Origin of the sequence: Acidovorax soli, from assembly GCF_014207955.1 — a bacterium.
Taxonomy (GTDB): domain Bacteria; phylum Pseudomonadota; class Gammaproteobacteria; order Burkholderiales; family Burkholderiaceae_C; genus Acidovorax; species Acidovorax soli_A.
Map to the genome: position 1 here is coordinate 1 of NZ_JACHLK010000029.1, position 26335 is coordinate 26335.

12 protein-coding genes are annotated in these 26335 nt (G+C 65.2%); 3 read left to right on the forward strand and 9 right to left on the reverse strand.

What is annotated here, in order from left to right; all coding sequences use genetic code 11:
- The 6 genes from HNP48_RS35750 to HNP48_RS33915 form a co-directional block, all read right to left on the reverse strand.
- On the reverse strand, window positions 1-6671 hold a 6671-nt coding region (locus HNP48_RS35750; protein WP_184865806.1), incomplete at its 3' end, for a calcium-binding protein.
- 7 nt (window positions 6672-6678) lie between these two features.
- On the reverse strand, window positions 6679-7248 hold the full coding sequence (locus tag HNP48_RS33895; RefSeq protein WP_184865808.1) for a hypothetical protein: 570 nt from the start codon (window positions 7246-7248) through the stop codon (window positions 6679-6681).
- Window positions 7249-7430: 182 nt separating this feature from the next.
- Window positions 7431-8936, reverse strand: a complete 1506-nt coding sequence (locus HNP48_RS33900; RefSeq protein ID WP_184865810.1) for an HlyD family type I secretion periplasmic adaptor subunit — start codon at window positions 8934-8936, stop codon at window positions 7431-7433.
- Window positions 8933-11206 carry a type I secretion system permease/ATPase gene (locus HNP48_RS33905; protein ID WP_184865812.1) on the reverse strand — a complete coding sequence of 758 codons (2274 nt, stop codon included), beginning with the start codon at window positions 11204-11206 and terminating at the stop codon, window positions 8933-8935. The genes HNP48_RS33900 and HNP48_RS33905 overlap by 4 nt, the downstream gene beginning before the upstream one ends.
- 323 nt (window positions 11207-11529) lie before the next feature.
- On the reverse strand, window positions 11530-12306 hold the full coding sequence (locus tag HNP48_RS33910; protein WP_184865814.1) for a hypothetical protein: 777 nt from the start codon (window positions 12304-12306) through the stop codon (window positions 11530-11532).
- Window positions 12307-12529: 223 nt separating this feature from the next.
- On the reverse strand, window positions 12530-13762 hold the full coding sequence (locus HNP48_RS33915) for an FAD-binding oxidoreductase (protein WP_184865816.1): 1233 nt from the start codon (window positions 13760-13762) through the stop codon (window positions 12530-12532).
- A gap of 327 nt (window positions 13763-14089) precedes the next feature.
- Here HNP48_RS33915 and HNP48_RS33920 point away from each other — a divergent pair, with 327 nt between their 5' ends.
- Together HNP48_RS33920 and HNP48_RS33925 are read left to right on the forward strand one after the other, a co-directional pair.
- Window positions 14090-16465 (forward strand): PAS domain S-box protein, encoded by a 2376-nt coding sequence (locus HNP48_RS33920; RefSeq protein ID WP_184865818.1) that lies wholly within the window; start codon window positions 14090-14092, stop codon window positions 16463-16465.
- A gap of 254 nt (window positions 16466-16719) precedes the next feature.
- Complete coding sequence (locus tag HNP48_RS33925) at window positions 16720-18375, forward strand: hypothetical protein (protein ID WP_184865820.1); 1656 nt, start codon at window positions 16720-16722, stop codon at window positions 18373-18375.
- Window positions 18376-19553: 1178 nt separating this feature from the next.
- Here the strand turns inward: HNP48_RS33925 and HNP48_RS33930 are convergent.
- The 3 genes from HNP48_RS33930 to HNP48_RS33940 form a co-directional block, all read right to left on the reverse strand.
- Window positions 19554-21308 (reverse strand): hypothetical protein, encoded by a 1755-nt coding sequence (locus tag HNP48_RS33930; RefSeq protein WP_184865822.1) that lies wholly within the window; start codon window positions 21306-21308, stop codon window positions 19554-19556.
- A 407-nt stretch (window positions 21309-21715) separates the two neighbouring features.
- Entirely contained in the window at window positions 21716-23437 is a 1722-nt protein-coding gene (locus HNP48_RS33935; RefSeq protein ID WP_184865824.1) for a hypothetical protein, read from the reverse strand.
- A 782-nt stretch (window positions 23438-24219) separates the two neighbouring features.
- A complete protein-coding gene (locus HNP48_RS33940) occupies window positions 24220-25131 on the reverse strand; it encodes a LysR family transcriptional regulator (protein ID WP_184865826.1) in 912 nt (303 codons plus the stop codon).
- A gap of 145 nt (window positions 25132-25276) precedes the next feature.
- Here HNP48_RS33940 and HNP48_RS33945 point away from each other — a divergent pair, with 145 nt between their 5' ends.
- Entirely contained in the window at window positions 25277-26317 is a 1041-nt protein-coding gene (locus tag HNP48_RS33945) for a tripartite tricarboxylate transporter substrate binding protein (RefSeq protein WP_184865828.1), read from the forward strand.
- Window positions 26318-26335: the final 18 nt, after the last annotated feature.

Genomic DNA, 26335 nt, shown 5'->3' on the forward strand with positions numbered 1-26335 from the left:
GGGGTGTTCTGGTAGAAGAACGAGGTGATCGCCACCTTGTCACTCGTGCCGTTGATCGACAGCACCAGATAGGTCTCCTGGCGGCTGACGGTCACATCGCTGGCGCTGACGCCGGCCTTGAAGCGCAACACGTTACGCTTGCCCGCCGAGCCATCGTTGTAGTCGCCGATGGTGTCCACACCATCGCCACGGCCGAACAGGTAGGTGTTGTTGCCGGTACCGCCATTCAATCGGTCATTGCCAGTACCTCCGCTGAGCGTGTCGTTGCCGCCTTGCCCGTTGATAGTGTCGTTGCCGCCTTGCCCGTTGATAGTGTCGTTTCCGTCACCGCCATCGATCACGTCGTCGCCACCAGAGCCGGTGAGCGTTTCGCCGTTGCCCGAGCCTGGTTGCGACGGCCCTTGCTCCGTCAAAGCCTTGGCCTGGGCGTAGTTCCAGCTCGTGCCATCCTCGAAGCGGATTGCGTTGAGTGCATAGCCCTGATTCGACTGACCATCCTGGCTGAAGTAGTGCTCCACCCTCACCTGGTCGCTCGTGCCATTGATCTTGAGCACCAGGCTCTCGCCTTCACGCACAGCCGTCACTTCGCTGACCGCCACGCCGGCCTTGAACTGCAGCACGTCCTGCTTGCCCACCGTCTGGTCGGGGGTGCCGTTCCACGCGTCAGAGTAGTTGGTGATCGAGTCCTGCCCGTCGCCCTTGCCGAACAAGTAGGTCTGGCTGCCGAAACTGCCCACCATGCTGTCGTTGCCGGCACCGCCATCCAAGCGGTCCACGTCGCTTCCGGCACCGCCGCCGTACAGGCCCGCTGCATACAGCGTGTCGTTGCCATCGCCGCCATTGAGGACGTCGGAGCCGTGGCTTCCGTTGAGCGTGTCGTTGCCTGCACCGCCGTTCAGGGTATCGTTGCCGCCTTCGCCGTCGAGGTAGTCCTCTCCGGTACCACCACTGAGAGAGTCATTGCCCCCGCGGCCATAGATGGTGTCATTGCCGCCACCACCGTCGATCACGTCGTCTCCGGCAGAACCTGTGAGCGTGTCGTTGCTGTTCGAGCCTTGCTCCGACAGTGCCTTGACCTGGGCGTAGTTCCAGCTTGTGCCATCCTCGAAGCGGATTGCGTTGAGTGCATAGCCCTGCGTAGACTGACCATCCTGGCTGAAGTAGTTCTCCACCTTCACCTGGTCGCTCGTGCCATTGATCTTGAGCACCAGGCTATCACCTTCGCGCAGGGCCGTCACTTCGCTCACGGCCACGCCGGCCTTGAACTGCAGCACGTCCTGCTTGCCCACTGTCGGGTCTGCGGCGCCGTTCCACGGGTCGGCATAGTTGGTGATCGAGTCCTGCCCGTCGCCCTTGCCGAACAGATAGGTCTGGCTGCCAAAGCCGCCCACCATGTTGTCATTGCCCGCGCCGCCGTCCAGCCGGTCCACATCGCCCGCCGCACCGCCGCCATACAGGCCCGCTGCATACAGCGTGTCATTGCCATCACCACCGTTGATAACGTCCGAACCGTGGCTTCCACCGAGCATGTCGTTGCCTGCACCGCCGTTCAGGGTATCGTTGCCTGCCTCACCGTCAATGGAGTCGTCACCCGTGCCTCCGGCCAGACTGTCGTTGCCGGCACGGCCATAGATGGTGTCGTTGCCGCCACCACCGTCGATCACGTCGTCTCCGGCCGAACCTGTGAGCGTGTCGTTGCTGTTCGAGCCTTGCTCCGACAGTGCCTTGACCTGGGCGTAGTTCCAGCTTGTGCCATCCTCGAAGCGGATTGCGTTGAGTGCATAGCCCTGCGTAGACTGACCATCCTGGCTGAAGTAGTTCTCCACCTTCACCTGGTCGCTCGTGCCATTGATCTTGAGCACCAGGCTATCACCTTCGCGCAGGGCCGTCACTTCGCTCACGGCCACGCCGGCCTTGAACTGCAGCACGTCCTGCTTGCCCACTGTCGGGTCTGCGGCGCCGTTCCACGGGTCGGCATAGTTGGTGATCGAGTCCTGCCCGTCGCCCTTGCCGAACAGATAGGTTTGGCTGCCAAAGCCGCCCACCATGTTGTCATTGCCCGCGCCGCCGTCCAGCCGGTCCACATCGCCCGCCGCACCGCCGCCATACAGGCCCGCTGCATACAGCGTGTCATTGCCATCACCACCGTTGATAACGTCCGAACCGTGGCTTCCACCGAGCATGTCGTTGCCTGCACCGCCGTTCAGGGTATCGTTGCCTGCCTCACCGTCAATGGAGTCGTCACCCGTGCCTCCGGCCAGACTGTCGTTGCCGGCACGGCCATAGATGGTGTCGTTGCCGCCACCACCGTCGATCACGTCGTCTCCGGCCGAACCTGTGAGCGTGTCGTTGCCGATCGAGCCCTGCTCCGTCAGTGCCTTGACCTGGGCGTAGTTCCAGCTTGTGCCATCCTCGAAGCGGATTGCGTTGAGTGCATAGCCCTGGTTCGACTGACCATCCTGGCTGAAGTAGTTCTCCACCTTTACCTGGTCGCTCGTGCCGTTGATCTTGAACACCAGGCTATCGCCTTCGCGCAGGGCCGTCACTTCGTTCACGGCCACGCCGGCCTTGAACTGCAGCACGTCCTGCTTGCCCACCGTCTGGTCGGGGGTGCCGTTCCACGCGTCAGAGTAGTTGGTGATCGAGTCCTGCCCGTCGCCCTTGCCGAACAAGTAGGTCTGGCTGCCGAAACTGCCCACCATGCTGTCGTTGCCGGCACCGCCATCGAGCCGGTCCACGTCGCTTCCGGCACCGCCGCCGTACAGGCCCGCTGCATACAGCGTGTCGTTGCCATCGCCGCCATTGATGACGTCGGATCCGTGGCTTCCATGCAAGGTATCCGCGCCCGCACCGCCGTTGATCGTGTCGTTGCCGCCCTCACCGTCGATGAGGTCTTCGCCCGTGCCGCCGGTCAGGCTGTCGTTGCCGGCACGGCCATAGATGGTGTCGTTGCCGCCACTACCGTCGATCACGTCGTCGCCACCAGATCCCGTGAGCGTGTCGTTGCCGTTCGAGCCCTGCTCCGTCAGTGCCTTGACTTGGGCGTAGTTCCAGCTCGTGCCATCCTCGAAGCGGATTGCGTTGAGTGCATAGCCCTGGTTCGACTGACCATCCTGGCTGAAGTAGTTCTCCACCTTTACCTGGTCGCTCGTGCCGTTGATCTTGAACACCAGGCTATCGCCTTCGCGCAGGGCTGTCACTTCGTTCACGGCCACGCCGGCCTTGAACTGCAGCACGTCCTGCTTGCCCACCGTCTGGTCGGGGGTGCCGTTCCACGCGTCAGAGTAGTTGGTGATCGAGTCCTGCCCGTCGCCCTTGCCGAACAAGTAGGTCTGGCTGCCGAAACTGCCCACCATGCTGTCGTTGCCGGCACCGCCATCGAGCCGGTCCACGTCGTCTCCGGCACCGCCGCCGTACAGGCCCGCTGCATACAGCGTGTCATTGCCATCGCCGCCATTGAGGACGTCGGATCCGTGGCTTCCGTTGAGCGTGTCGTTGCCTGCACCACCGTTCAAGGTATCGTTGCCGCCTTCGCCGTCGAGGTAGTCCTCTCCGTTACCACCACTGAGAGAGTCATTGCCCCCGCGGCCATAGATGGTGTCGTTGTCGGCCTTGCCGTCGCTCACGTCGTCGGTGCCATAGCCCGTGATCGTGTCGCGGCCTTCGCTGCCCAGCAGCATCAAGGCCTTGACTTGCACGGGGTTCAGGCTGGTGCCGTCGGAAAAGCGAATGGCGTCGATGGCATAACCCTGGTTCGACAGGCCATCCTGGCTGAAATAGCTCTGCACCGCGACCTGGTCGCTCGTGCCCTTGATCTTGATGACCAGGTTCTCGCCCTCACGGGTGATCGTGACATCATTCGCTGTCACACCCGCCTTGAACTGCAGCACGTCCTGCTTGCCCACCGTCGGGTCGGCGATGCCGTTCCACGCGTCAGCGTAGTTGGTGACCGAATCCTGCCCGTCGCCCCTGCCAAACACATAGGTCTGGCTGCCGAAGCCGCCCACCAGGTTGTCGTTGCCCGCTCCACCTTCGAGCCGGTCCACGTCGCTTCCAGCACCGCCGCCGTACAGGCCGTTGGAGTACAGCGTGTCGTCGCCGTCTCCCCCGTTGAGGACATCCGACCCATTGCTGCCATACAAGGTGTCGTTGCCTGCATTGCCATTGAGGATGTCATTGCCCGCCTCGCCGACCAGGCTGTCGTTGCCCCGGCCGCCATTGAGGTTGTCATCGCCATCGCGCCCGTAGATCGCGTCATTGCCATCGCCGCCGTCGAGAACGTCGTTGCCTCCGCTGCCAGAGAAGGTGTTGTCGGCTCCGCTCCCCAGATAGAGATCCCGATCGGGGGATCCTTCAGTTCCGCCGAGGACAACATTCAAGTCCTTCAAATCGTTGGCCGTCACATTGCCGATATCGAGCCGCAGGCGCCCCAGGCCATCGAACTCAATGGTCTGCAAGGCAGACTGGGCGTATTTGTTGAGTTCGATCAGGTCGATGGTGCCATTGCGGGCATCCGCAGCCTTGGCTTGGTCCAGCGCCGCCGCCATCTGGGTGGTATCGAAATGCAGCCCCGTTTCATCCACGACGACCGAGACCTTGTCCAGATAGTGATCCAGCCGCGTCTGCATGACCAGCGCGCCATACACGCTCTCGCGCAAGGCAGCATAGCTCTCGTTGAGAAGTTTCACCTGCGTTTCGGAAAGGCGCCCCGTGATGCGGATCGTGCCATCCGAAACCCCACTTCCCCCGCTGCCACCGCTGCCCATCGACGGCGAGCCCTGGGGCAGGCCATCGGGCTCACGGGGCGGTATTTCAATGAACCGCAGGCCGTTGAACACTTCCAGAATATTCAGCCGGTCCAGAAACTGGTAGCCCTCGAGCGTCAACACCTCCTTGGGGCCGGAACCAACGCCACTGCCCCCGCTCCCGCCTGAGCCTCCGGCACCCCCTCCAGAGCCGGTGCCGCCGCCAATAATTTCCGTCAGGCCATCGGGGTTGAGCTTCAGGATGATCGTGGGACCTGCTGCTGTGCCCCCTCCCAGCATGGAGCCTTCCGACCCTGTTGTATAGGCTCCTTGGTCGTTCTTTGTGAGCCGGTATTCCCAGACTTCATTGAGCTTTTTGCCGGAGGAATTGGCCCATTCGAGCAGCAGCCCATCCAGCAGCGCCATTTGAGCGTCCCGCGTGGTGGCCGCAGCAAAGGCCTGCACCTTGGCCTGCAGGGCCGCGCCGTTGCTGCTGCTCATGGCTTCGCGCAGGTCACGCACCCAGCCGCTGCCGGTCATCTGGGGCAGTTCCTTCGCCGTTTCAGTGGGTGCAGGGTCGTCCGGAAAATCCCGGTAGAAGCCATTGCTTGCCAACAGCAGGCTGCCCGAAAGTTCGGCGGTCCCACTGGCGCCCGCAGCCCCATCGGTGCGTGTGAACGAGCCCTTGAGCGGTATGGAGTTGCCATTGCCCAGGTTGCTGCCGTCGCTGGCGCCTTCCACGCCAATGGTGGCAATGCCCAGGTCGCTCAGCGTGCGCAGTTCGGCTGCCTGGCTGATCCCATCCTGGTTGGCGTCTTGCCATACCCGCAACTGCGAATAGACGCTGTCGGCGCTGCTGATCTTGCCATCGCCATTGGTGTCGTGCGCGGCCAGTGCCGCATAGCCATTGGCGTGGAACGGCCGGCCATTCGGTTCTGTCGCTGAAGCGGTCCGGGCAGTCTGGTCGCCAAACAGTTCGCGACCCGAATCGATGGTGCCATTGCCGTTGAGGTCCAGCACCAGAAGACCATCGTCGGGCTTGATCCAGCCCGTGCCGGTTCGAACGCCGTCGGCGTCGTGGTCAAAGAGTATGGGGCTGATGTCTGTAATCCCAACAGTTTCGATCCCGTCTCCGTCAAGATCCAAGATCAATGGATCGCCTGCACGAAAACCACGTGCAGCTAAGTATTTTTCGTTTATCAGTTTGCTCATTAGATAGCCTACTGAATCGACAAACCAGTCCTGCTCAAGCAATAAATTCTTGAATTTTTGAAAATACATACCACCTATGACTGACCCCGCACCAGCTAGTACCGCTGCAATGATCGCAATAGTCGCAACCCCTAAAGAAGCAGGCAATATCGCGATAGCAAGACCAGCAGCAGCCCAACTCAATACCACGCCTGCACACGCGTCCTCCCAACTCGTGGAATCCCCCGTTTCTGCATACTCAAACGCGCCAACTGCCATCTGGCCAAGGTCAACAATAGGCCCAGCTAGTCGACCTACTCCATCTCCTAACTGCGCAGCAACTTTATTTGCGGCGTCAATCTTCACATTTGCATCTTTGATAACCCCTTCCATCCATTGTCTTTTATCGACAATTCCATCCAACACCTTCTGAGATTCTGCGCTAGCAAAATCTCGATATTTTCTCATAATATTCCCAATGCCTTTATCACCAACTGCATCTGCCGCTATTGCCCATTGATTGGCAGTATGCTGGAAATTCCTCAATGCCTTCGCGTGTGTTTCCGCGAATTTTTCGTACTGCTGCTTAGCAGTTAATGGAGGGCCTTGGTGTGCCTTTATTTCTTTGGCATATTGCTTTGCAGCCTCCGATAACGCGCTTGCAAGACCTCCTCCCACGGTAGCAACGGCCTTTACCAAATCCTCTACGCTAATATCTTGAATTTCTTCGCTCATAAATTCCTCAAATTCTATTAAAAGTTATTTTCAAAAAATAATAAACATATAGAAACAGTGCAAACCAAACGGCAGATACACCAACAGAAATAAATCCAACAAAAAAACCAAATAGCAGTTTATAATTTAAAGCCAACCCAATTATAGTAATGGCTCTGGTATTTTTTGACAAATCGATTCCACCGGGCAATGCGTACAAATACCAGAGAACTGCAGAGAGCAAAATAAATCCCAATATTGATTTAAAAAGCAACTTGCATGAGGCATTACTGCCTTCGGCTTCAAAATCAAGCAAAAAATGATTTAATCTATCGGCAACAAAAAAGAACTGCCAAGCAGCCAAGAGAAAAGAAAAAAGAAGAGCTATGGATAGAATGAGCTGCACTTCATTTTTATCAACAGCTAGTTGCCCCATTTTTCTTGCAGACGGAATCCAACATTCAACAGAATTTAAAAAGTATGCACTCGACCAATTTGTTAAATGAAGGAAAAATGGTAATAATATAAAAATAAGAAATACAAACAGGTAGTGCCTACTTCTTTTTATATTCGATTGGTTGGTGGCGGATGTTTTCAAAACTATTAACTCCATTTGAAAATTAAAACAGCCAGAAAACAAAATCAATTTGCAATATAAGTTATTATTGTCATATGCAGCACAATTTTTCATGGCGCTGGTTAATAATCATTTTCTGCATTTTCCCAAGAAGGGGGTCGATCACGTGGATTCAGCCATGAATATGCGCCAGCATCGCACAATCACCGCTCCCTCAAACTCTCACTCCCCGCCTTCTGAATCGGACTGAGCAAGAACTCAATAACCCGTCGCTGGCCGGTCTTGATCTCCGCCGTGATATTCATCCCCGGCGCCAGCTTGATCTGCTTGCCATCCACGTCGATATGCGTCTGGTTGAGCTTGAGCGTCGCCGGAAAGATCGCCCCGCGCTTCTCGTCATTCACCGCGTCCTGCGTGACCTTCTCCACCGTGGCGTTCACCGTGCCGTAGCGCGTGAAGGTAAAAGTCTCCAGCTTGATGGCCACGTCCTGGCCTGGGCTCACAAAGCCGATGTCCTTGTTCTCCAGCGTCACCTCGGCGCTCACGCTGGCGCTGTCGGGCACGATGACCATCAGGGCCTGGGCTTCGGTGACGACGCCGCCTTCGGTGTGCATGGCCAGTTGCTGCACGGTGCCGGCCACGGGGGCTGTGAGGGTGGCCAGGTGTTCGCGTTGGCTGGCCTTGGTGAATTCCTGGCTGGTCTGTTGGCGCTTCAGGTCGGCCTGGGCCTGGCGTTCGCTCAGGGCCCGGCGTGTTTCCGCCAGGTAGGCGCTGCGGGTGTGTTCGGCTTCGCGCAATGCTGCCTGGGCCTCCTGCAGGCGGGCTTGCTGGGTGGCCAGGTCGCGTTCGAGTTCGATGCGTTCGCGGGTGCGGTCCTGGTTGGCGTGGCCGGACATGAAGCCTTGCTCGCTCAAGGCCTTGAAGTCGCTCTCGCGCTGTTTCGAGATCGGGATGGTCGCTTCGAGCTTGCCGATCATGGCCTGCACGGTGGCCATTTCGGCCTGGCGGCGCTGGTGTTCTGCGGCCAGGCGGGCCAGGCGGGCGGTGATGTCGCTCCATTCGGCGGCGAGCTGGGCCTGTGCGGTGGTCTTGTCTTCGCTGCTCCAGTCGGCGGGCAGGTTCTGCTTGCTCAAGCTCGTGCCGGTGTTGGCTTGCAGGGTGGGCTTGCCTTCGGCGTTGACCAGCAGTTGCTGCAATGCCCGGGTGCGCAGCCATTCGGACTGGGCGGACTTGCGGGTTTCGTGCAGGCTGGCCTTGTCGGCGCGGGCGGTGGTGGGGTCGAGTTCGACCAGGGCCTGGCCGGCCTGCACGTGGTCACCGTCCTTGACCAGGATGCGCTGCACCACGCTGTTCTCCAGCGGCTGGATGACCTTGGTGCGGTCGCTCACGATGATGCGCCCGGGGGCCACGGCCACGATGTCGATCTTGCCGAAGATGGCCCAGGCCAGCGCGATGAGGAAAAGCGCGATGAGGGTGTAGGCAATCCGCCGGGGAGCGGGGTGCACCGGGGTTTCCTGCAGGGACAAGGCTGCAGGCAAAAAGGCCTGCTCGTCGGCCAGGCGGGCCGGGCCGGCCAACTGGTGGCGGTGGGCCCAGGCGGCGCCGAAGATGGCGCGGTAGCGGGCCAGCAGTTCGATGGTGGGGTGGCGCTGCTGCTGTGCTGGCTTGGGTTCCACGTCGTCGATGGTGGTGCTTGCGTTGGCGCTCATGCGGCCACCTCGGGTGGGGTCGTGTTGTGGGGGCCAGCGGGGGCCGCAGGGGCGTTGCCGCTGCCGTCCTGCATGCGCCACAGGTGGGCATACAGGCCTTGCTGTTTGTGGATCAGGGCGTCATGCGGGCCCGCTTCGACGATGCGGCCCTTGTCCATGACGATGATGCGGTGGGCATGCCGTACCGCAGAGAGGCGGTGGGCGATGATGAGCACGGTGCGGCCCTGGCAGATCAGGCCCATGTTGCGCTGGATGATGGCTTCGGATTCGTAGTCCAGGGCGCTGGTGGCTTCGTCCAGGATGAGGATGCGCGGGTTGGTGAACAGGGCCCGGGCAATGGCGATGCGCTGGCGCTGGCCGCCCGAGAGGCTGCTACCCTGTTCGCCCACCAGGGTATCGTAGCCTTCGGGCAGTTCGCTGATGAAGTCGTGTGCGCCTGCCATCTGGGCGGCGTGCACGATGGCTTCGATGGGGGCGGCGGGGTCGGCAATGGCGATGTTCTCGCGCACGCTGCGGTTGAAGAGCAGGTTCTCCTGCAGCACCACGCCGACCTGGCGGCGCAGCTGGGCGGCGTCGATGAGGCCGATGTCGATGCCGTCCACCAGAATGCGGCCTTGCTCGGGCGTGTACAGGCGCTGCACGAGCTTGGTCAGGGTGCTCTTGCCGGAGCCCGAGCGCCCCACGATGCCCAGCACTTCGCCGGGGCGCACATCGAGGTGGATGCCGCCGAGCACGGGGCTGGCCTCGGGGCGGTAGCGAAAGTGCACGCCGTCGAGGGTGATGCGGCCTTTGACGGGGGGCAACTGGGCAGCGCTGCTGGGGGGCACTTCGGTGCGGGTGTTCAGGATGTCGCCCAGGCGGGCCATGGAGATGCCGGTCTGCTGGAAGTCGGTCCACAGCTGGGCCATGCGCATGATGGGCTGGGCCACGCGCTGGGCAAACATGTTGAAGGCCACAAATTGGCCCACAGTGAGCTCATTGCCCATGACCAGGTGGGCGCCATACCACAGGGTGGCGGCGTTGACGAGCTTGCCGATGAGGTTGACGCCTTCATGCGCCCAGCTGGCCAGGTTCTGGGTCTTGAAGCTGGCGCTGACGTAGGCGGCCAGCTGGTTGTCCCAGCGGCGGGCAAACGAGGGTTCCAGCGCGCTGGCCTTGACGGTCTGGATGCCGGTGACGGTCTCCACCAGCATGGCCTGGTTCTCTGCGCCGCGGGCGAACTTCTGGTCCAGGCGGCCGCGCAGCAGGGGTACCACCGCCAGGCTCAGGCCGAAGTACAGCGGCAGGCTCACCAGCACGATGAGCGTGAGCGGCACACTGTAGAACAGCATGACGGCGATGAAGATCACCGAGAACAGCACGTCGAGCACCACGGTCAGGGCGTTGCCGGTGAGAAAGCTGCGGATGTTCTCGAGTTCGCGCACGCGGGCCACCGAGTCGCCCACGCGGCGCGCCTGGAAGTAAGCCAGCGGCAGTTGCACCAGGTGGCGAAACAGCCGCGCGCCGAGTTCCACGTCGATGCGGCTGGTGGTGTGGCTGAAGACGTAGCTGCGCAGGCCGTTGAGCACGCTCTCGAAGATGACGACCACCACCAGGCCGATGACCAGCACATCCAGGGTGGTCATGCCGCGGTGCACCAGCACCTTGTCCATCACCACCTGGAAGAACAGCGGGCTGACCAGCGCAAACAGCTGCAGCATGAGCGAGATGAAGAGCACCTCGCCCAGCAGTTTGCGGTGCTTGACCAGGCTGGGGATGAACCACGAGAAGTCGAACTTGGCAAGCTCGCCGGCCAGGCTGGCGCGGCTGGTGATGAGGATGAGCTCGCCGATCCACTGCGCGGCGAAGGCCTCCATCGATTCGATGACGGGGCGGCTGCCCGCGCCGGCTGCGCCCGGGTCTTGCAGCAGCACGCGCTGGCCGTCGCACTGGGCCAGCACCACGGTGCGCAGCCCGCCGTCCTCGCCGCGCATCAAGGCCAATGCGGGCAGTGGGCTCAGGGGCAGGCGATCACTGCTGGTGCGCGAGCGCTTGGCCTTGAGGCCCAGGTGCTTGGCGGCCTGCAGCAGGTCATTGGGGGTGACAGCGTCGCTGGGCTGCAGGCCCAACTGGTGGGCCAGCGTGGCCGGGTCTGCGGCCACCTGGTGCAGGCGGGCTATGACGCACAGGGCGGAAAGGGAGGCAAAGCCCTGGGGGGATTTCTCTGGCGGCTCCAAACCCTCGCGCTGCGCATCAGGCGCGCGCGCTCCATCCTCACGAATTTCGTGCATTCATTCCCCCTCCCAGGCCATCACTACTTATTGGTGGGTGATCCTAGCGGCAGAAGGCGGCCTCACTGGGGTTTGTGACCCACCTAAACGGGTGAGCTTTGCAACCAAACAATTCAAACCGTTACAAGGCTGCACGGGCAAGCCGCTGCCATCCAAATAAAAAGCCCGCATGGGCGGGCTCCGCGATGACCAGAGGGAATCGAGATGGCGCTGGGGCGGGCAGGGCGGCGGGCTGGCGGGCGATGCAGACCCTGCGTTCTTCAAATGGCAGGCCTGTCACGTGGAAGGTGTTTTCCCCGTGAGCCAGCCTGCTGCCTGTGCTGCTACTTCTTGCACCAGTAGATCGTCGTGGCTCCGTAGCGCTCGCGCTGGTAGATGATCACCAGCGGGTAGTTGCCCTTCAGCGTGGGGTCCACCAGCACGATTTTCTGGGGGTAGGTGTCCATCCCGTTGTAGTAGGCCCTGTGGGGCTCGGGCTCGCGGGCGACGATGCCGAATTTGGGGCCGAACCGCACGTTGAAGTGGGTGGACTGCGTGCCAGACAGCCGGGAGGTATCGACCACAGCGGTGTCGGCGTTGATCCAGGCACTGACCGGGCCCGGCATGGGGTTGTAGGACCGGTCAATGCACTGGTACTCGCCGCTGTTCGCTGCATAGGGGTTGGGCACGGTCGGCAGCGGTCCGCTGGATGGCGGCGTGATGTTCACGGTCTTGTACCGGCCGTTGTTGACCATGTCCCAGCCGTCCACTCCGTAGCCCACGTGGATCGCTGCGTCCGGCAGGGCGCTGACGTTCCAGTTGAGCAGGGGGATGATGTCCTCGGTCTGGTTGATCGTCTTGTACTCCGGGATCTCGCCGCCGGTGTAGAGCACAAAGCCCCGGTCGCGCGTGAGCAGAAAAACGTTCGGGCCATGCTGCATGACCAGGTACAGCTTGGCGCCCAGAAAGGCCTTGTCGATGGAGACGGACGCCACGAAATTCAGCGCATGGGGCGGCCCGTTGAAGGTGCCCGATGCGGTAATCGTTGCAAAAGCAGGGCTGGCGAAGAGCAGCGTGGCGACCGGGGCGATTTTCCGGAGGATTGCCTTGGGCAGTGTCATGCGTCGTAGGGTGGTGCTGGGCCCGCCGGCATTTTTTGGTGTGCTTGTGACGGCGGAGTAGATATGAAGAAAGGCCGCCGGCGCGGGGCGCCAGGCGGCCTTGGTTGTATCAGCTTGTACCTTGCGCGTAAATCTGCAAATGGCCAACCCGGCCGATTTCAATGGGCTTTGGTGCGGTGCAGCCCTTGCCGCGCCACCAGCCAGCCAGCCTGCCCGCCAGGCCCTAGAGAAACCGCTGCGCCAGGTACGGCGCCGGGTCCACGAAGGGCGCCTCGCCGCTGACCAGCTCGGCCACCAGCCGGCCGGTGACGGGGCCCAGCGTGAAGCCCTGGTGGGCATGGCCGAAGTTGAACCACAGGCCTGCGTGGCGTGGCGCCTTGCCCAGCACGGGCAGCATGTCGGCGGTGCAGGGGCGGGCGCCCAGCCAGGGCGTGGCCTCCACGGGCTGGCCCAGGGGCAGCAGCTCGCGCGTGGACTGTTCGGCGCGGCGCAGCTGCACCGGGGTGGCGGGGGCGTCGAGCAGCGCGAACTCGGCCCCGGTGGTCAGGCGCAGGCCGCGCGCCATGGGCGCCAGCATCACGCCGCGCTCGATGTCCAGCGCCGGCATGGTCAGCATGGGGCCGCCGGCAAAGTGGCGGTGGTAGCCGCGCTTGCTGAACAGGGGCAGGCGGTAGCCCAGGCGCGTGGTGAGTGCACCGGCCCAGGGGCCCAGGGCGATGATGGCGTGCTGCGCGGTGACAGGGCCGGCGCTGGTGGGCACGGCCCAGCCGCTGCCCTCCTGCCGCAATGCCATCGCATCGCCCGTGGCCAGTTGCCCGCCGCGCTGCACGAACAGCCGCGCATAGCGCGCGACCAGCTCGCCGGGGTCGCGCACGCTCCACGGGTCTTGCCAGTGCACGGCGCCGGCCAGCGGCATCTGCAGCACGGGCTGGGCGGCGGCCAGGGCGGCCGTGTCCAGCACCTGACAGGCCAGGCCGTGCGTGGCCGCAGTGGTGCGGGCCTGCGTGGCGGCGGCGTCGAACACCGGGGCGCTGCGGTACAGCTGCATCCAACCTTGCCGGTGCACCAGGTCGGCGGCGCCGGCCGCTTCGATCCAGCCGCCGTGCTCGGTCAGGCAGTGCGCGATCAGGCGGCTGTAGGCCTGGGCGATGGGCGCGTAGCGCGCGGGCGCCGAGGCGGCCCAGTAGCCCAGTAGCTGCGGCGCCAGGCGCAGCAGGGCGCCCCAGTGGTAGTGGGCGTCGTTGCTCAGCCCGGTGGCAATGCGTGCCAGCGTGGCGATGCTGCGCGGAAAGGCGTAGGGCTGCACAGCCTCGCGCTGGATGATTCCGGCATTGCCGTACGAGGTCTCCTGGCCCGGGGGCTTGCGGTCGACGAGGGTCACGGCGTGGCCGCGCTGCTGCAGCGCCAGGGCGGTGCTGACGCCGACCATGCCGGCGCCCAGAACAATGGTTTCCATGGGGTGATTATTGTGCGGGCCCGGCCCTGCAAAACCCGCGCCGTGTGGCACTGATTTTCGAACCCTGGATTGCCGTATCGGCAATCGCTGCCGCGGCCACCACGCGCTGACATTGCCTGCTTGCCATGCGGCGCCAACGCGCTACAGTCGGCCCGGATAGGAGCTGTCCTACAAGACCGGGCGGCAAGACCGGTTACCTTCCCACCACGGACCCGCGCCGCGCAGGGCCGTTTGCGTCGATCCCCGCCCCCGGGACAAAGGTTGCGTATGAGGACGGCTCCCGTTGTATTGAGAGGCCACTGCGCTTGCCGGCGCGTCGAGTACGCCGTGCATGCGCGCGCGCTGGAGGCCGCGGTCTGCTACTGCCAGACCTGCCGCAGGGCCTCCGGCGGTGCCGGCATGGCCTGGGTGGAGGGCGACCAGGCGACCCTGCGCGTCTACGGCGCGCTGCACACCTGGCGCTCGTCCGACCACGGGGTGCGCCAGCTGTGCCCCGAGTGCGGCAGCCAGCTGTTTCGCCTGGAGGATGCGAAGCCTGGCGTGGTCGAGGTGGCCGTGGGCACGCTCGACGATGCCAGCGCCATCCGCAGCACGCACAGCGCCTTTGCCAACCAGCGCCCGCGCTGGGACGCGCGCATGGCGCTGGGCGGCAGCCAGCCGCTGGCACCCGTGCCCGGCCTTGTGGCCAAGGGCGCGCTGCAATGCGACGCACCGGGCCAGCCCGAGCGCGACGAGACCCTGCAAAGCATGCTCACCAGCACGCAGGACGCCTTTGTCAGCATCGACCCCGGCGGCTTCATCACCGAATGGAACCCCCAGGCGCAGGCCACCCTGGGCTGGAGCTACGACGAGGCCATCGGCCGGCCCATGCACGAGCTCATCATCCCGCCCGAGATGCGCAGCGCCCACCTCTACGGCATGGCCCGGCTGCAGCGCACGGGCGAGGGCCCGGTGCTGCGCCGCCGCTTCGAGGTGGATGCGCTGCACAAGGACGGGCACCGCCTGCCGGTGGAGCTGTCCATCGCCCCGCTGCGCATGGCCGGCGGCATCGGCGCCACGGCCTTCATCCGCGACACCAGCCAGCGCCAGGCGGTGGAGCGCGAGCTGCGCGCCAACCAGGACCTGCTGCAGCGCACCGGCGAGCTGGCGCTGGTGGGCTCCTGGACGGTGGACCTGCGCACCCGCGAGGTCCACTGGTCCGCCATGGTGCGGCGCATCCACGGTGTGGACGAGAGCTTTGTGCCCACGCTGCCCGGCGTGGTCGGGTTCTACGAAGACGGCGCGCAGGAGCGGCTCGTCGCGGCCTTCGAGCAAGGCATCGAAGACGGCCAGAAATGGGAGATCGAAGCCCCCCTGCGCACCCCCGATGGCCGGCGCGTGTGGGCGCGCGCCATCGGCAACACCGAGTACGACGAACACGGCGTGCCGGTACGCGTGGTCGGCGCGCTGCAGGACATCACCGGCCGCAAGCGGGCCGAAGAGTCGCTGCACATGCTCACCCAGATCCTGGAGGCCACGCCCGACTATGTGGTGCAGGCCGACAGCACCGGCCAGGTAACCTACATGAACCCGGCCGCGCGCCAGGCCCAGGGCTACGACGCCGGCTACGACGTCACCCAGCACCGCTTCACCGACTTCAACACGCCCGAGACCACGCGCCGCTACCGCGACGAGGTCATGCCCTCGGTGCACAAGACCGGCGTGTGGATGGGCGAAAGCACCGTGCTCGTGGCCGGCCAGCCCATCGCGGTGGACCACTCGGTGCTCTCGCACAAGGACGCCACCGGCCAGGTGGTGCGCTACACCGCGGTGATGCGCGACATCTCGGCGCAGCAGCGCGCCCGCGCCGACCTGTTCCGCCAGCAGCGCACCTTGAGCTCCATTGCCGAGGCCATCCCCGACGTCATTGCCGTGGTCGACCGTGAAGGCCGCTACGAGTTCGTCAACTCCGCCTTCGAAAAACTGGTGGGCCCCTCGCGCGCCGAGATCGTGGGCCACCGGATCGGCGAGGTCATGCCCATCCAGGAACTGCAGGGCAGCATGGCCCATGTCCAGAAGGCGCAGGGCGGCGAGCCCACCTCGTTCGAGCTCGACCTGCAGTTGGGCGGGCGCCAGCGCAACATGGCCATCACCCTGGTGCCCCGCCTGTCGGAGGGCGGCACGCCCGACGGCTTTATCGCCGTGCTGGACGACGTCACCATCCACCGCCAGCGCGAGTCGCGCCTCATCGGCCTGAGCGAGCGCGACGGGCTCACCGGCCTCATGAACCGCCAGGGCCTGCAGGCCTACCTGCAGCGCATACCCATCGGCGAGGCCCACGGCGTGGCCATGCTGTACGTGGACCTGGACCGCTTCAAGCCCGTCAACGACACCTGGGGCCACCCGGTGGGCGACCAGTTGCTGCAGGCCGTGGCCGGGCGCTTTCTGGCCCTGGTGCGGCCCGTGGACCTGGTGGCCCGCGTGGGTGGCGACGAGTTCGTGGTGGTGCTGGGCGGCATGCCCAGCCGCGCCGCCGCCGAGCAGGTGGCCGACAAGCTCGTGGCCACCGCCGCCAAGCCCTTCGACCTGGGCGGGCGCAGGGTGCTCATCGGCGCCAGCGTGGGCGTGGCCTTTGCGGGCGACGACGGCTGGCGCGGCCTCATGGAGCGGGCCGACGCCTCGCTCTACCGCGCCAAGGCGGCCGGGCGGGGGCGGCGCGCCTGAAATGGCTGGCCCCTGAGTTGCCGCGCGCCTCGTCGGTGCATTCAGCGGCCTGAGGCGGCAGGCACCCCTGGGCCACCGCCACGCGCCGGGGCTTGTCGCAGCCGCCATGGCGCAGTCTTGGCACACGCATGGCGGCGCCTGCAGCACCGTACTGAGCGACCCCACTCCCTGCAGTTTTGGGTAGCATGGCCGCTACAGTCCAGCCCTTGTGGCGCCTTGCCACGAAACCCGTGACCCCGACGAAAGACCTGCCCATGCCCGCTGATTCCCACCCCGTCTGCGTGCGGGAGTTTCGCCAGGTTCTGCTGTGGCCCCTGCGCCTGATGCCGGTGCGGGGCTCCGAAGGCCGGCACGCCAAGCCCTGGCAACTGCTGGCGGACATGGGCGAGGAGGCCTCGCCCTGGCGCGAGGTGGTGGACGAATTCACGGGCGACAGCAGCCGCTTCCACGAACGCCACTACAACGAGTTCGTCACCTTTTTGCCCTACGTGCAGCGGTTCCTGTATGGCGAAGGCCGCAGCCAGCCAGGCAGCAGCGCCACCGGCTCGCCGATGCGGGTGTTCCGGCGCAGCGACGTCAGCGCCGTGCGGGCGGTGCTGCGCCCCGGCGCCGCGCCGATCATGCTCGACATCGTCCACGTGGACCTGTACTTTTTCCTCGACCTGGACCTGGTGCTGCTCAACGTCGAGGTCAGCGCCCGCGACCTGGCGCTCGACCAGGCGCAGGAGCTGCTGTACCGCTTCGGCCGTGGCTACCCCGCCGGCTGGGATGCGCAGGGCCATGCCCAGCACTGCCTGTACAGCGCCGAGTGGCTGGATGCCGCCGGGCAGGTGCTGGCCCAGTCCGATGCCAACCAGCGCGACCTCTTCATGGCCCATGTCAGCAGCCACCGCGCCCCGCGCATCGCGGCCCACTGGGCCTGGCTGCTGGAGCCGCTGGTGAGCGACCATTCAGAGCGCAGCGGCCCCCTGCGCTACCGCCAGATCGAGTACTACCGCATGCCGCAGCTGGCCTTTCTGGCGCTGGACGACCCGCGCGCGCTCAGCCGCAGCGACTTCGTGCGCCTTGGCCTGGTGACCGGTGCCCCCCTGTCCGGCGACGGCACCGGCCTGCCTTATGCCGAAGAGTACCTGGACGACTTCGAAAAGCGTTTCTGCTACGACCGCTTCTGGAGCGGCAGCGGCGCCGCACCCAACACCCGCTACCTGTGCAGCGGCCATTCGCTGCTGGTGCTGGGCGATGCCGGCAGCCCGTTCTATGTCTGCCGCGACCGGGGCGTGCTGGCGCAGTTCAGGCACCAGCATTTCCTGCTGTTCTTGATTGCGCATTTCCAGAAAGCCGCGCTGCTGATGTTCTCGGACCGGCTGGCCGAGGCCCTGAAGAACCTGGACATTGCCGACGCCGCCAGCGTGCGCCGTTTCAAGCGCACCATCCGCGACAGCTTTGCCGGTTTTCTGCGCTTCACGCACCGCTACTGGTTCCACGAAGTGTCCGAACAGGCCCAGGTGCGCGCCCTGTTCCGCATGTGCGCCAACCACCTCGGGCTGGACCCGCTGTACACCGAAGTCAAGGAGCGCATCGGCGAAATGAACCAGTACCTGGACGCCGACAGCCTGCGCCGCCAGGCCAATACCGTCGTGCGGCTCACGGTGGTGACCATCTTCGGCCTGATCGGCACCGTGACCACGGGCTTCCTGGGCATGAACCTGCTGGCCGAAGCCGACGCCCCCCTGGGCCGCAAGCTGGCAATCTTCGCCATCGTGTTCGTGCTGACCACCTCGCTGACCGTCTATACCATGGTCAAGTCCAAACGCCTGTCGGACTTTCTCGACGTGCTCTCGGACGAACGCGCCACCGCCTGGCAGAAATTCAAGGCGCTGGGGCTGGTGTGGCGGCGTGCGGGCGGGTAGAGGGGTGCGGGTGGTACGCCATGGGCCGCCGCCGTTGAATGGCTGGCAGGCAAAGTTGCTCTGGCGAACCTACCCGTTCACCGACGAGGGCATGGCTGCCGGCAAGCTGGACGCGCTCGGCGATTCCAAGTCCCACGAGAGTGGCGGTTCTAGGCGGTACGGCATCACCAGCCCCCCGCACGCTGTCAGCGGTGGAAGCACTGGATCGACCAGTCGTGGGTCCTCGGCCATCATCAGGTTGGGTGGGTTCTTGAACGCGTCCATTGTTATCACTGTAGCCGCCGCCATGGCTTTCTGCAACGAAGTTGCCTTGGCTTGTTGCGACCTCTTGCCGCACCACTGCAGACGTTGGGGGCACAGCTCTGCTGCGATCTCGGGTGGGCAGCGGGTTGCTCAACAACTGCCGCGCCTTGCCCACCTGGTCGAGCCCGACAAGCACGCCACCCTCGCGCCGCAGCACGCGCTCCACGCCGCCTTGGCGCAGGCGCTCCTGCAGCTGTACGGGGTCGCCCTTGACCATCAGCGTGCCGTCGCGTTGCATCTCCATGACGGGCACGGGCTGCAACGCACTCACATCCGCCGCGTCCGTTGGCGAGCCATGCGCCGTGCGAGGAGCACTGGCACTCACGGCACCGGGACTCGCTGCGGAATTGCCGCCGACGGCTGGTATTGCACCTCGGCGGGCTGCGGGCGCAAGCTGTGCAGCGGCGCTGGCCTGTGCTTGGTTGGCTGTTGCCGATGCGCGCGAGACCCGGTGCCTGCCTGCGGGCTAGCCGGTGCAGCGGGTGGTCGACTGAGCACCTGCTGCGCCAGTGAGGCCTGGTCTACGGGCAGGTCATCTTGGCAATCGTCGCCACACGGATTGCACTTCGACAGGCCATGCAGGTTGATGGTCGAGGTTTTTTTGTCTCATTCTGAGGTGCTGCCTCTGCAGAAAATCCTTGCCCTGGGAAGTGTCTTTGTTTAAGATAAGCCTCCATAGGAGGCTTTTTGATGAAACCGCAGATTTCTGTTCCTGATTCATTCCCTGTTGGAACCACTTTCTTCGAGACCTTCAGTGGCGATACCTTCGTGTATTTCCCTGATGGCTCCTGTGCTCGATTGACGACAACGGGGATGCTTGCACCCTGCATGTCGGTGTCGCGTATTGGTGACCCTGTCTCTGAAGAGACGTTCCGTCATTCGGTTGCCGTAGGTTTGGAAGTTGCTGCGCGCGCCACATCTTGAAGCTTGCGAGCCTGAGTGCTCGCCTCACTTCTTGTTGGCGAGCCTTCCGGCAGCACGCGCTCAATTTCATATAGCGTGTGTGCTTCGCCTGCTTTTACCGACAACATGGCCGGCACATTGATCTGCACTTCTGCAGGCATGCCGAGAAATTCCAGCAACACCAGCACATCGGCATAGCCTGATCGCAAGACACCTGTTTGCTCGACGGGTACTCCAAGGCCACTAGCCACCGCCTCTTCTGTACGGTTCTTGATTTTCACAAGCGTGAAGTTTTGCTCCATGGCGTGTATTACCGCCTGTGCGTCACCATAGGTTGGAACCACTACGGTAGCTCGCAGCAGATCTTTGATCCCGTCTGCGGGCACACCGTCCAGCACCATCTTTTCTGATGCACGCTTGATCCCCTTGACTGGCGCCAGTTGCACACCCAATGCACCGGCCTTGTTGGCCACATCACGTACCGCTTGATCGAACACAGGCTTGGCTTGCTCCGCTCGCTCAAGGTAGGGCTGCAGCTCCAGCGCTGCTTGTGCAAGTGCCTGAGGATCGCTGTTGGCAGTCTCCACGGCCAATGGCATCAAGCGCTCAATGGTTTCACGTGCGCTGGCCAGTATTTCTGCGGGCACGATGTCTTCAATGGGTGGGGGAACATAGTTGCCGTCTGCAGCGCGAGATGCTCTGCGGCTGAACTGCAGATCGTTGCGCTCATGTGAGATCTCTTCCACAGCTCTGGCTTCGGATTGCGCGCGATACGCTGGGTTCTCGCGTTGCACCACCGCAAACGCCAGGTCCACCAAATCCTGCCCATCAAAAGCCTGCGGATTGCCCGTCAGCTTGCCGAGCACGTCCTTCAGCGATGCCCGCACCCGGGCTAACCAGCCCTGCACCGAGTTGTTCGGCATGAGCGCCGTAGGCTGCACGCCCAACTCCATCGCCACCTGCACGGCGTAGGGGAACAGTTCTTCGCTGCTGTAGGCAGCAGCATCTGCGTTGTCTGGCCGCGAAGCCTGCACGCGCGCTGCGGCCTCGTCGTAGACCTGGCGCTCCAGGCTCCCCTCGGGCTTGTTCGCCCAGCTGCCGATCACCTCGTGCAGTTGTCTCCACCCCGCTTCGCCCAGCACCGCCTTGCCATGCTTGTGCACCAGCTCGTGCACGGCCACGGCCATCTCCTGGCCGGCTTCTATGTGGTCTGCGATGAGGAAGACGGTGTTGGTGTTGGGGTCGAAGAACCCTTGTGCCAGACCTGTGTCTTGCGAGCCCATGTCCACCTTGCCGACCAGGGGCTGCCAGTGCGCCTGGATGTCGGCCGAGGTGGCCACCAACACACGGCCACGGCCCTCTGCGAGAAGGCCCATGCTGTTGGTGAGCTTGGCAACCGCAGCGCGCACCGATTGAACGGTGGCGGGTTTGGAGGGCAGATCCCTGGCCCGTGAAGGTCTGTCTGGCGAAGGCGGTGCGCTGCGGCTGAACTGCTGGCCCGATAGGGCGGGGCTGGAAGGCTGAGAGGGCAGGGTGGCGCCTGCCGAGGCCGGAGCGCGTGGCGGCTGCTGCTGCAGCAACTGCCGCGCCTTGCCCACCTGGTCGAGCCCGACAAGCACGCCACCCTCGCGCCGCAGCACGCGCTCCACGCCGCCTTGGCGCAGGCGCTCCTGCAGCTGTACGGGGTCGCCCTTGACCATCAGCGTGCCGTCGCGCTGCATCTCCATGACGGGCACAGGCTGAGACGCTGCAGCGCTCGCGGGCGAGCCATGCCGCACCTCAGTACGAGGTGCACTGGCACCCACTGGGCTGGGGCCGGCTGTGGAGCCACCAGCCGTTGGCGCTTGGGTGGCAGCGGGTGCGAGCTGTGCGCCAGTTTCGCTCCGGGGCAAGGTGGCCGTTGCCGATGCGCGCTGAGATCCCCGATCCGCCTGCGTGCCACTTGGGCCTGCCGGTGCAGCGAGTGGGCGGCTGAGCACCTGCTGTGCCAGTGCCGCCTGGTCCACGGGCACCAGGGTCACGCCGGCGAATGGCTCGGCACCGCGCACGCCGCCAGCCTGCAGGTGCGCGAGGATGGTGGCCTGGTCGCCGCCGACGACGAGCATGCCGGAGTCCAGGGCCTGGACCTGTGCGTCTATGGGGGCGGTGGCCGGGGGCTGAACCTGTGCCGCTGCGGTGTGGCGGGCTGTGCCGTGCTGGGTAGTGGTTGGTGCGCTGTCTGTGGCTGCGTTGGCATCGGCTTGAGCACCCGCAACGGAGGCTGTGGGTACCGGGGTGTCGGCGGGATCTGGGGCGGTTGCCTGGGTGGCTGTCCCCGCCTGGCCCACATCGCTGCCGACCTGTCTTTGCGGCAAGGCGTCGGCGCCTTGTTGGGTGCCGCTGCGGTTGCTGTCGGTCGATGCCGGCAAGGGCCCTGCGGGCGTGGCCGATGGGGCTGCAGGGCTTGGCGCGGTGGTTGTGGCGGTTGCGGCATCGCGCGCCGGCAGGGCCTCGGCCTGGCGCAGTATCTCGGCTTCCGCCTGGGCTTTTCTTGTGGCGCTGGTGGTATTCGACCAGGTGGGCACGCTATCTGGTTGCAAGGCTTGTGGATACCCAGGCAGCAGTGCCGCAGCAGGGGTTGCCGCTGGGGGGGGGACGGGGGCACTGCGGGCCCGCTGGCGGTGGGCGCAGCGGGCGTTGTTTGCCCGTGTGCCATGGTTGGTGCGGGTGGCGGGGGCGAGGCAGGTGGGGTGCCTGGCTGTGTCGGCTGGTTCTGCCCGCGGCGTGCGGCGTTTGCTCTGCGCGCACCGGCCGCGCCGTCCATGGCAAAGCCGACGGCCATGGCCGGGCCTGCGGCCTCACCCGCCATGTCGCTGAGTTTCACGTCCTGGCCGGCACGCGAGAGTTCCAGGCCCTGGGCCACTGCGCCCGATGCTTCTTCGGCGCCTTCGGAGAGCGAGCCGGTCGTACCGTGCTTGAGCCCTTGCACGGCGATCTCCAGCGCCTGGGTGCCCAGGTTGCCCTGCATGCCGCGGGTCAGTGGTTGGGTGAGGAAGGAGTTGGATTTCACGGCTTCGCGCGCTGCGCCGCCCTTCAGGTGCGATGGCAGGAACACCTTTTCGATGGCATCGCCGCCGGGCACCAGTTTCATGGACAGCACCGATGCCCCGGTGCCCACCAGTAGCGCACGGCTAGTGGCTGCTGCGGCCAGGATGTCGCGTGCCTTGTCCGGGCCGTGCTTGCGGGCCAGTTGCTGGAACTCCGGCTCTGCCGCAAAGGCGGACGCGGGCAGTTTGCGCAGTTCTGCATACAGGTCGTTGGCGACCGAGGCCCCTTGCTGCGCGGCTGCTGCGCCGACGGCGGTGCCCGATGCGATGGCGGGCGCGGCGTTCTTGAGGGCCACGGCCGATTTCGCGGCGGCTTCGGACCCGGTGGCGATGGTGCGACCCAGCAACGCATTGCCCGCGGCATCGGCCGCGCCACCCGCAGCCCGCCCGAGCACGCCCCCGGCAAGCATGCCCGGCGCGCTGCGCGCAAGGGTATCGCCCAGCAAGGCCGGGTTGGTCAGTGTCTCCCAGCCGCCCACGGCCAGTTTTTCGCGCCAGCCTTCTGCCGTGGCAAGCTTTTGTTGCAGGGCCTGCGCCTTTGCTTGAAAGGCGGGCGATTTTTCGTCCAGCAGCACCTCCTGCGTGCCGCGGATGGCGTTCAGGTAGCTTGTGTCGTAGTCGCCCGTGACAGCGCCGTAGGCCACGCCCGGGAGCGATGCCACGTCAAGGATGCCCTGGGCCACCGATTTGGTGGCGTCGGAGAATGCCTCGCCCCAGCTGCGCTGCGGCAGGGGCGCAGGTTGGGCCGGCGCTGCAGCTGCAGCGGACACGTCCCTGCGCACAGTGCTGGCCTGCGTCCCGTTGCCGTTCGTGCGAGGGGCTGCGCTCGCAGCGGCTGGCGCCTTCGCGCGGTTCTCCGGGGCCGGGCGGTACAGCAGGCTGCGCGGGTCGTCGGCGGCGCCCCGCCTGCCGTCTGGCGGGGCAGGGGGCTGGTCTGGCCTTGCAGCGTGTGATGGCGGCGGCCCTGGCACAGGCGTGCTTGCCGGGGGGGCGTGCGGGCCGGGGCCGTGGTGTAGTTGCTGTGGGCCGTGCCGAGGGGGCTGGCGCTGGTACAGGTGCTGGGGCGGGCACCTGCGCATCGGCCAGCGGTGGGGGGGAGAGGGGTGCATCGCCCGGTGCCGCCAAGGCAGTGCTGTCCTGGCCTTCTTCTGCCTGGCGGTAGGAGGCCAGGGCCTGGGTGTAGTCACCGCCAAAGGCTTCCAGGCGCGAGCGCAGCGAGGCTGCGGTGCCGAAAATGGAATCGACCGAGCTGCCAGGGCCCAGTGCGCGCAGCACATCGGCATTCACCCCGTATTCGCGCGCGGCAGCATCCAGGGCTGCGTCAAGAGGTATTGGGCCGGGCGGCACGGGGGCGGGCGGGTCCGCAGGCCAGGCGGTCCAGGGCGTGGTGTCGTCGTAAGCGCCCCAGGCCTCGTCTTGCGAGGCCAGTTGGTACAGGTTCATGGAAAGGACTCCGCGCGGAGGTGGGTGGTACGAGACCACTCTCGCGCGCGGATCACCCGCTGGGGAGTGCCGGCATATATGCAGCAGGCACCCCCGCGCCCGCTGCTACCTACCCGGCCTTGATGTGCTCGGTGAGAAACTGCACGAAGGCCTTGCCCGCGGCGGGCAGGGCGCGGCCGGCCAGGGTCTGCACCTCCAGGTAGCGCTCGTTCATCTCGCGGTCGCGCAGGGGGATGGCGGCCAGCTCCAGCGACTGCAGGCGGGTGCGCACCGAGAGTTCGCCGTAGAAGGCGATCGCCTCGGGCGCGGTGGCGGCGTAGCTCACCAGCGAGTCGGCGTGGTTGCTGGTGATGGCGGTGTTGTACTGCAGGCCCTGGCGGCTGCAGCTGGTGTCCAGCAGCTGGCGGATGGAGCTGACTGGCGTGGGCAGGGCCAGCGGGTAGGCCACCACCTGGCTGAGCGAGAGCTGGCGCTGCGCGGCCAGCGGGTGGCGGCGCGACATGACGGCCAGCACCGGGCAAGGGTGGCGCAGCTCCAGCCGGATGCCGGGCTCGGGCAGGCCGCTCAGGGTGATGCCGATGTCGGCCTCGCCGTCGCGGATGCGGCCCGGCACCTCGCCCTGGGCGCACATCTCCAGGTGGAAGCGGATGCCCTCATAGGTCTCGCCGAAGCGCGCGATCAGCGAGGGCAGCAGGTCGTAGGCAAAGCCGGCGGCGCTGGCCACGCGCACAAAGCCCTTGCGCAGGCCGCGCAGGGCCGAGATGTCGCCGAGCACGCGCTCGTTGTCCTGCTGGGCACGCTTGGCGTGCGCGGCCAGCAATTCACCGGCCGCATTGGGCACCATGCCGCGCGCCTGGCGCTCGAAGAGCAGGGTGTCCATTTCGCGCTCGAGCCGCGCCACCTGCCGGCTCACGGCCGAGGGCGCCACGTTCAGGCGCAGCGCGGCGTCTTTCACCGAGCCGGCGCGCACCACCTCCAGGAAGTAGCGGACGGCGGTCTCCTGCAGTATGTGGCTGGACATGGGTGCTCCTTGCGTCGATTGCCGTTTTGGCATTCCACAATTCTAAAGATTGCGCTTGTGGCACTGGGGGAGGGCTTCTACCATGGCTGCATGGCGTTTGCGTGACGCCTGACCCATGACCACCCTTGCTTCAGGAATGCTGTCCATGAAAACACCGATGATGTTTGTTGCGCCCCCTGCCGCCGCAGCCCGTGCCCACCGCCTGCATGCAGCCCTGTTCGCCGGCCTGGCCACGGTGGCCGCGCTGGGGGCGCTGATCAGCGAGCCAGTGCATGCGGCGGACGCCGCTTTCCCCAGCAAGCCGTTGACGCTGGTGATTCCTTTCCCGCCCGGAGGCGCCACCGATGTGCTGGGCCGCGTGATCGCGCTGCGCATGGGCAAGGAGCTGGGCCAGCCCATCGTGATCGAGAACCGCGCGGGAGCGGGCACCATCATCGGCGCGGGCTATGTGAGCAAGGCGCCGGCCGACGGTTACACGCTGCTGCTGAGCTCGGGCACCACCTTCACGGTGAACCCGGCCATCCGCAGCAACCTGCCATACGACCCGGTGCAGGGGTTCGACCCCATCGGCATATCGGGCCGCACGGGGCTGATCCTGCTGGCCAACCAGCAGGTGCCGGTGCAAAGCGTCAAGCAGTTCGTGGACTATGTGAAGGCGGCACCGGGCACGTATTCGTACGGCTCGTTCGGCAGCGGCACCACCTCGCACTTCGCGGGGGAGACCATCTTGCAGGCCACGGGCCTGAAAATGACGCACGTGCCCTACAAGGGCAGCGCCCCGGCCATGACGGACCTGATGGGCGGGCAGGTGCCCTTCACCGTGGACACGGTGGCCGCGGCCATTCCGCAGCTCAAGAGCGGCAAGATCAAGGCTATTGCCATCACTACGGCCAAGCGCTCGCCGCTGCTGCCCAATGTGCCCACGCTGGCCGAGTCCGGCTACCCCGGCATCGACCTGGACACCTGGCTGGTGATGGCAGCGCCCAAGGGCCTGCCGCCCGCCGTGCGCACCAGGCTCGAAAAAGCCCTGGCCGCCACCGTGGCCGACCCCGAGACCAAGGCCAAGCTCACGGCCCAGGGCATGGAGCCGGCGTTCAGCTCGGGCGCTGCGGCGGCCGAACTGATCCAGCGCGAGCTGCCGGCCATGCGTGCGGTGGCAGCCCGTTCGAACATCACTGCAGATTGACCCCCGCGCCGTGCGCGC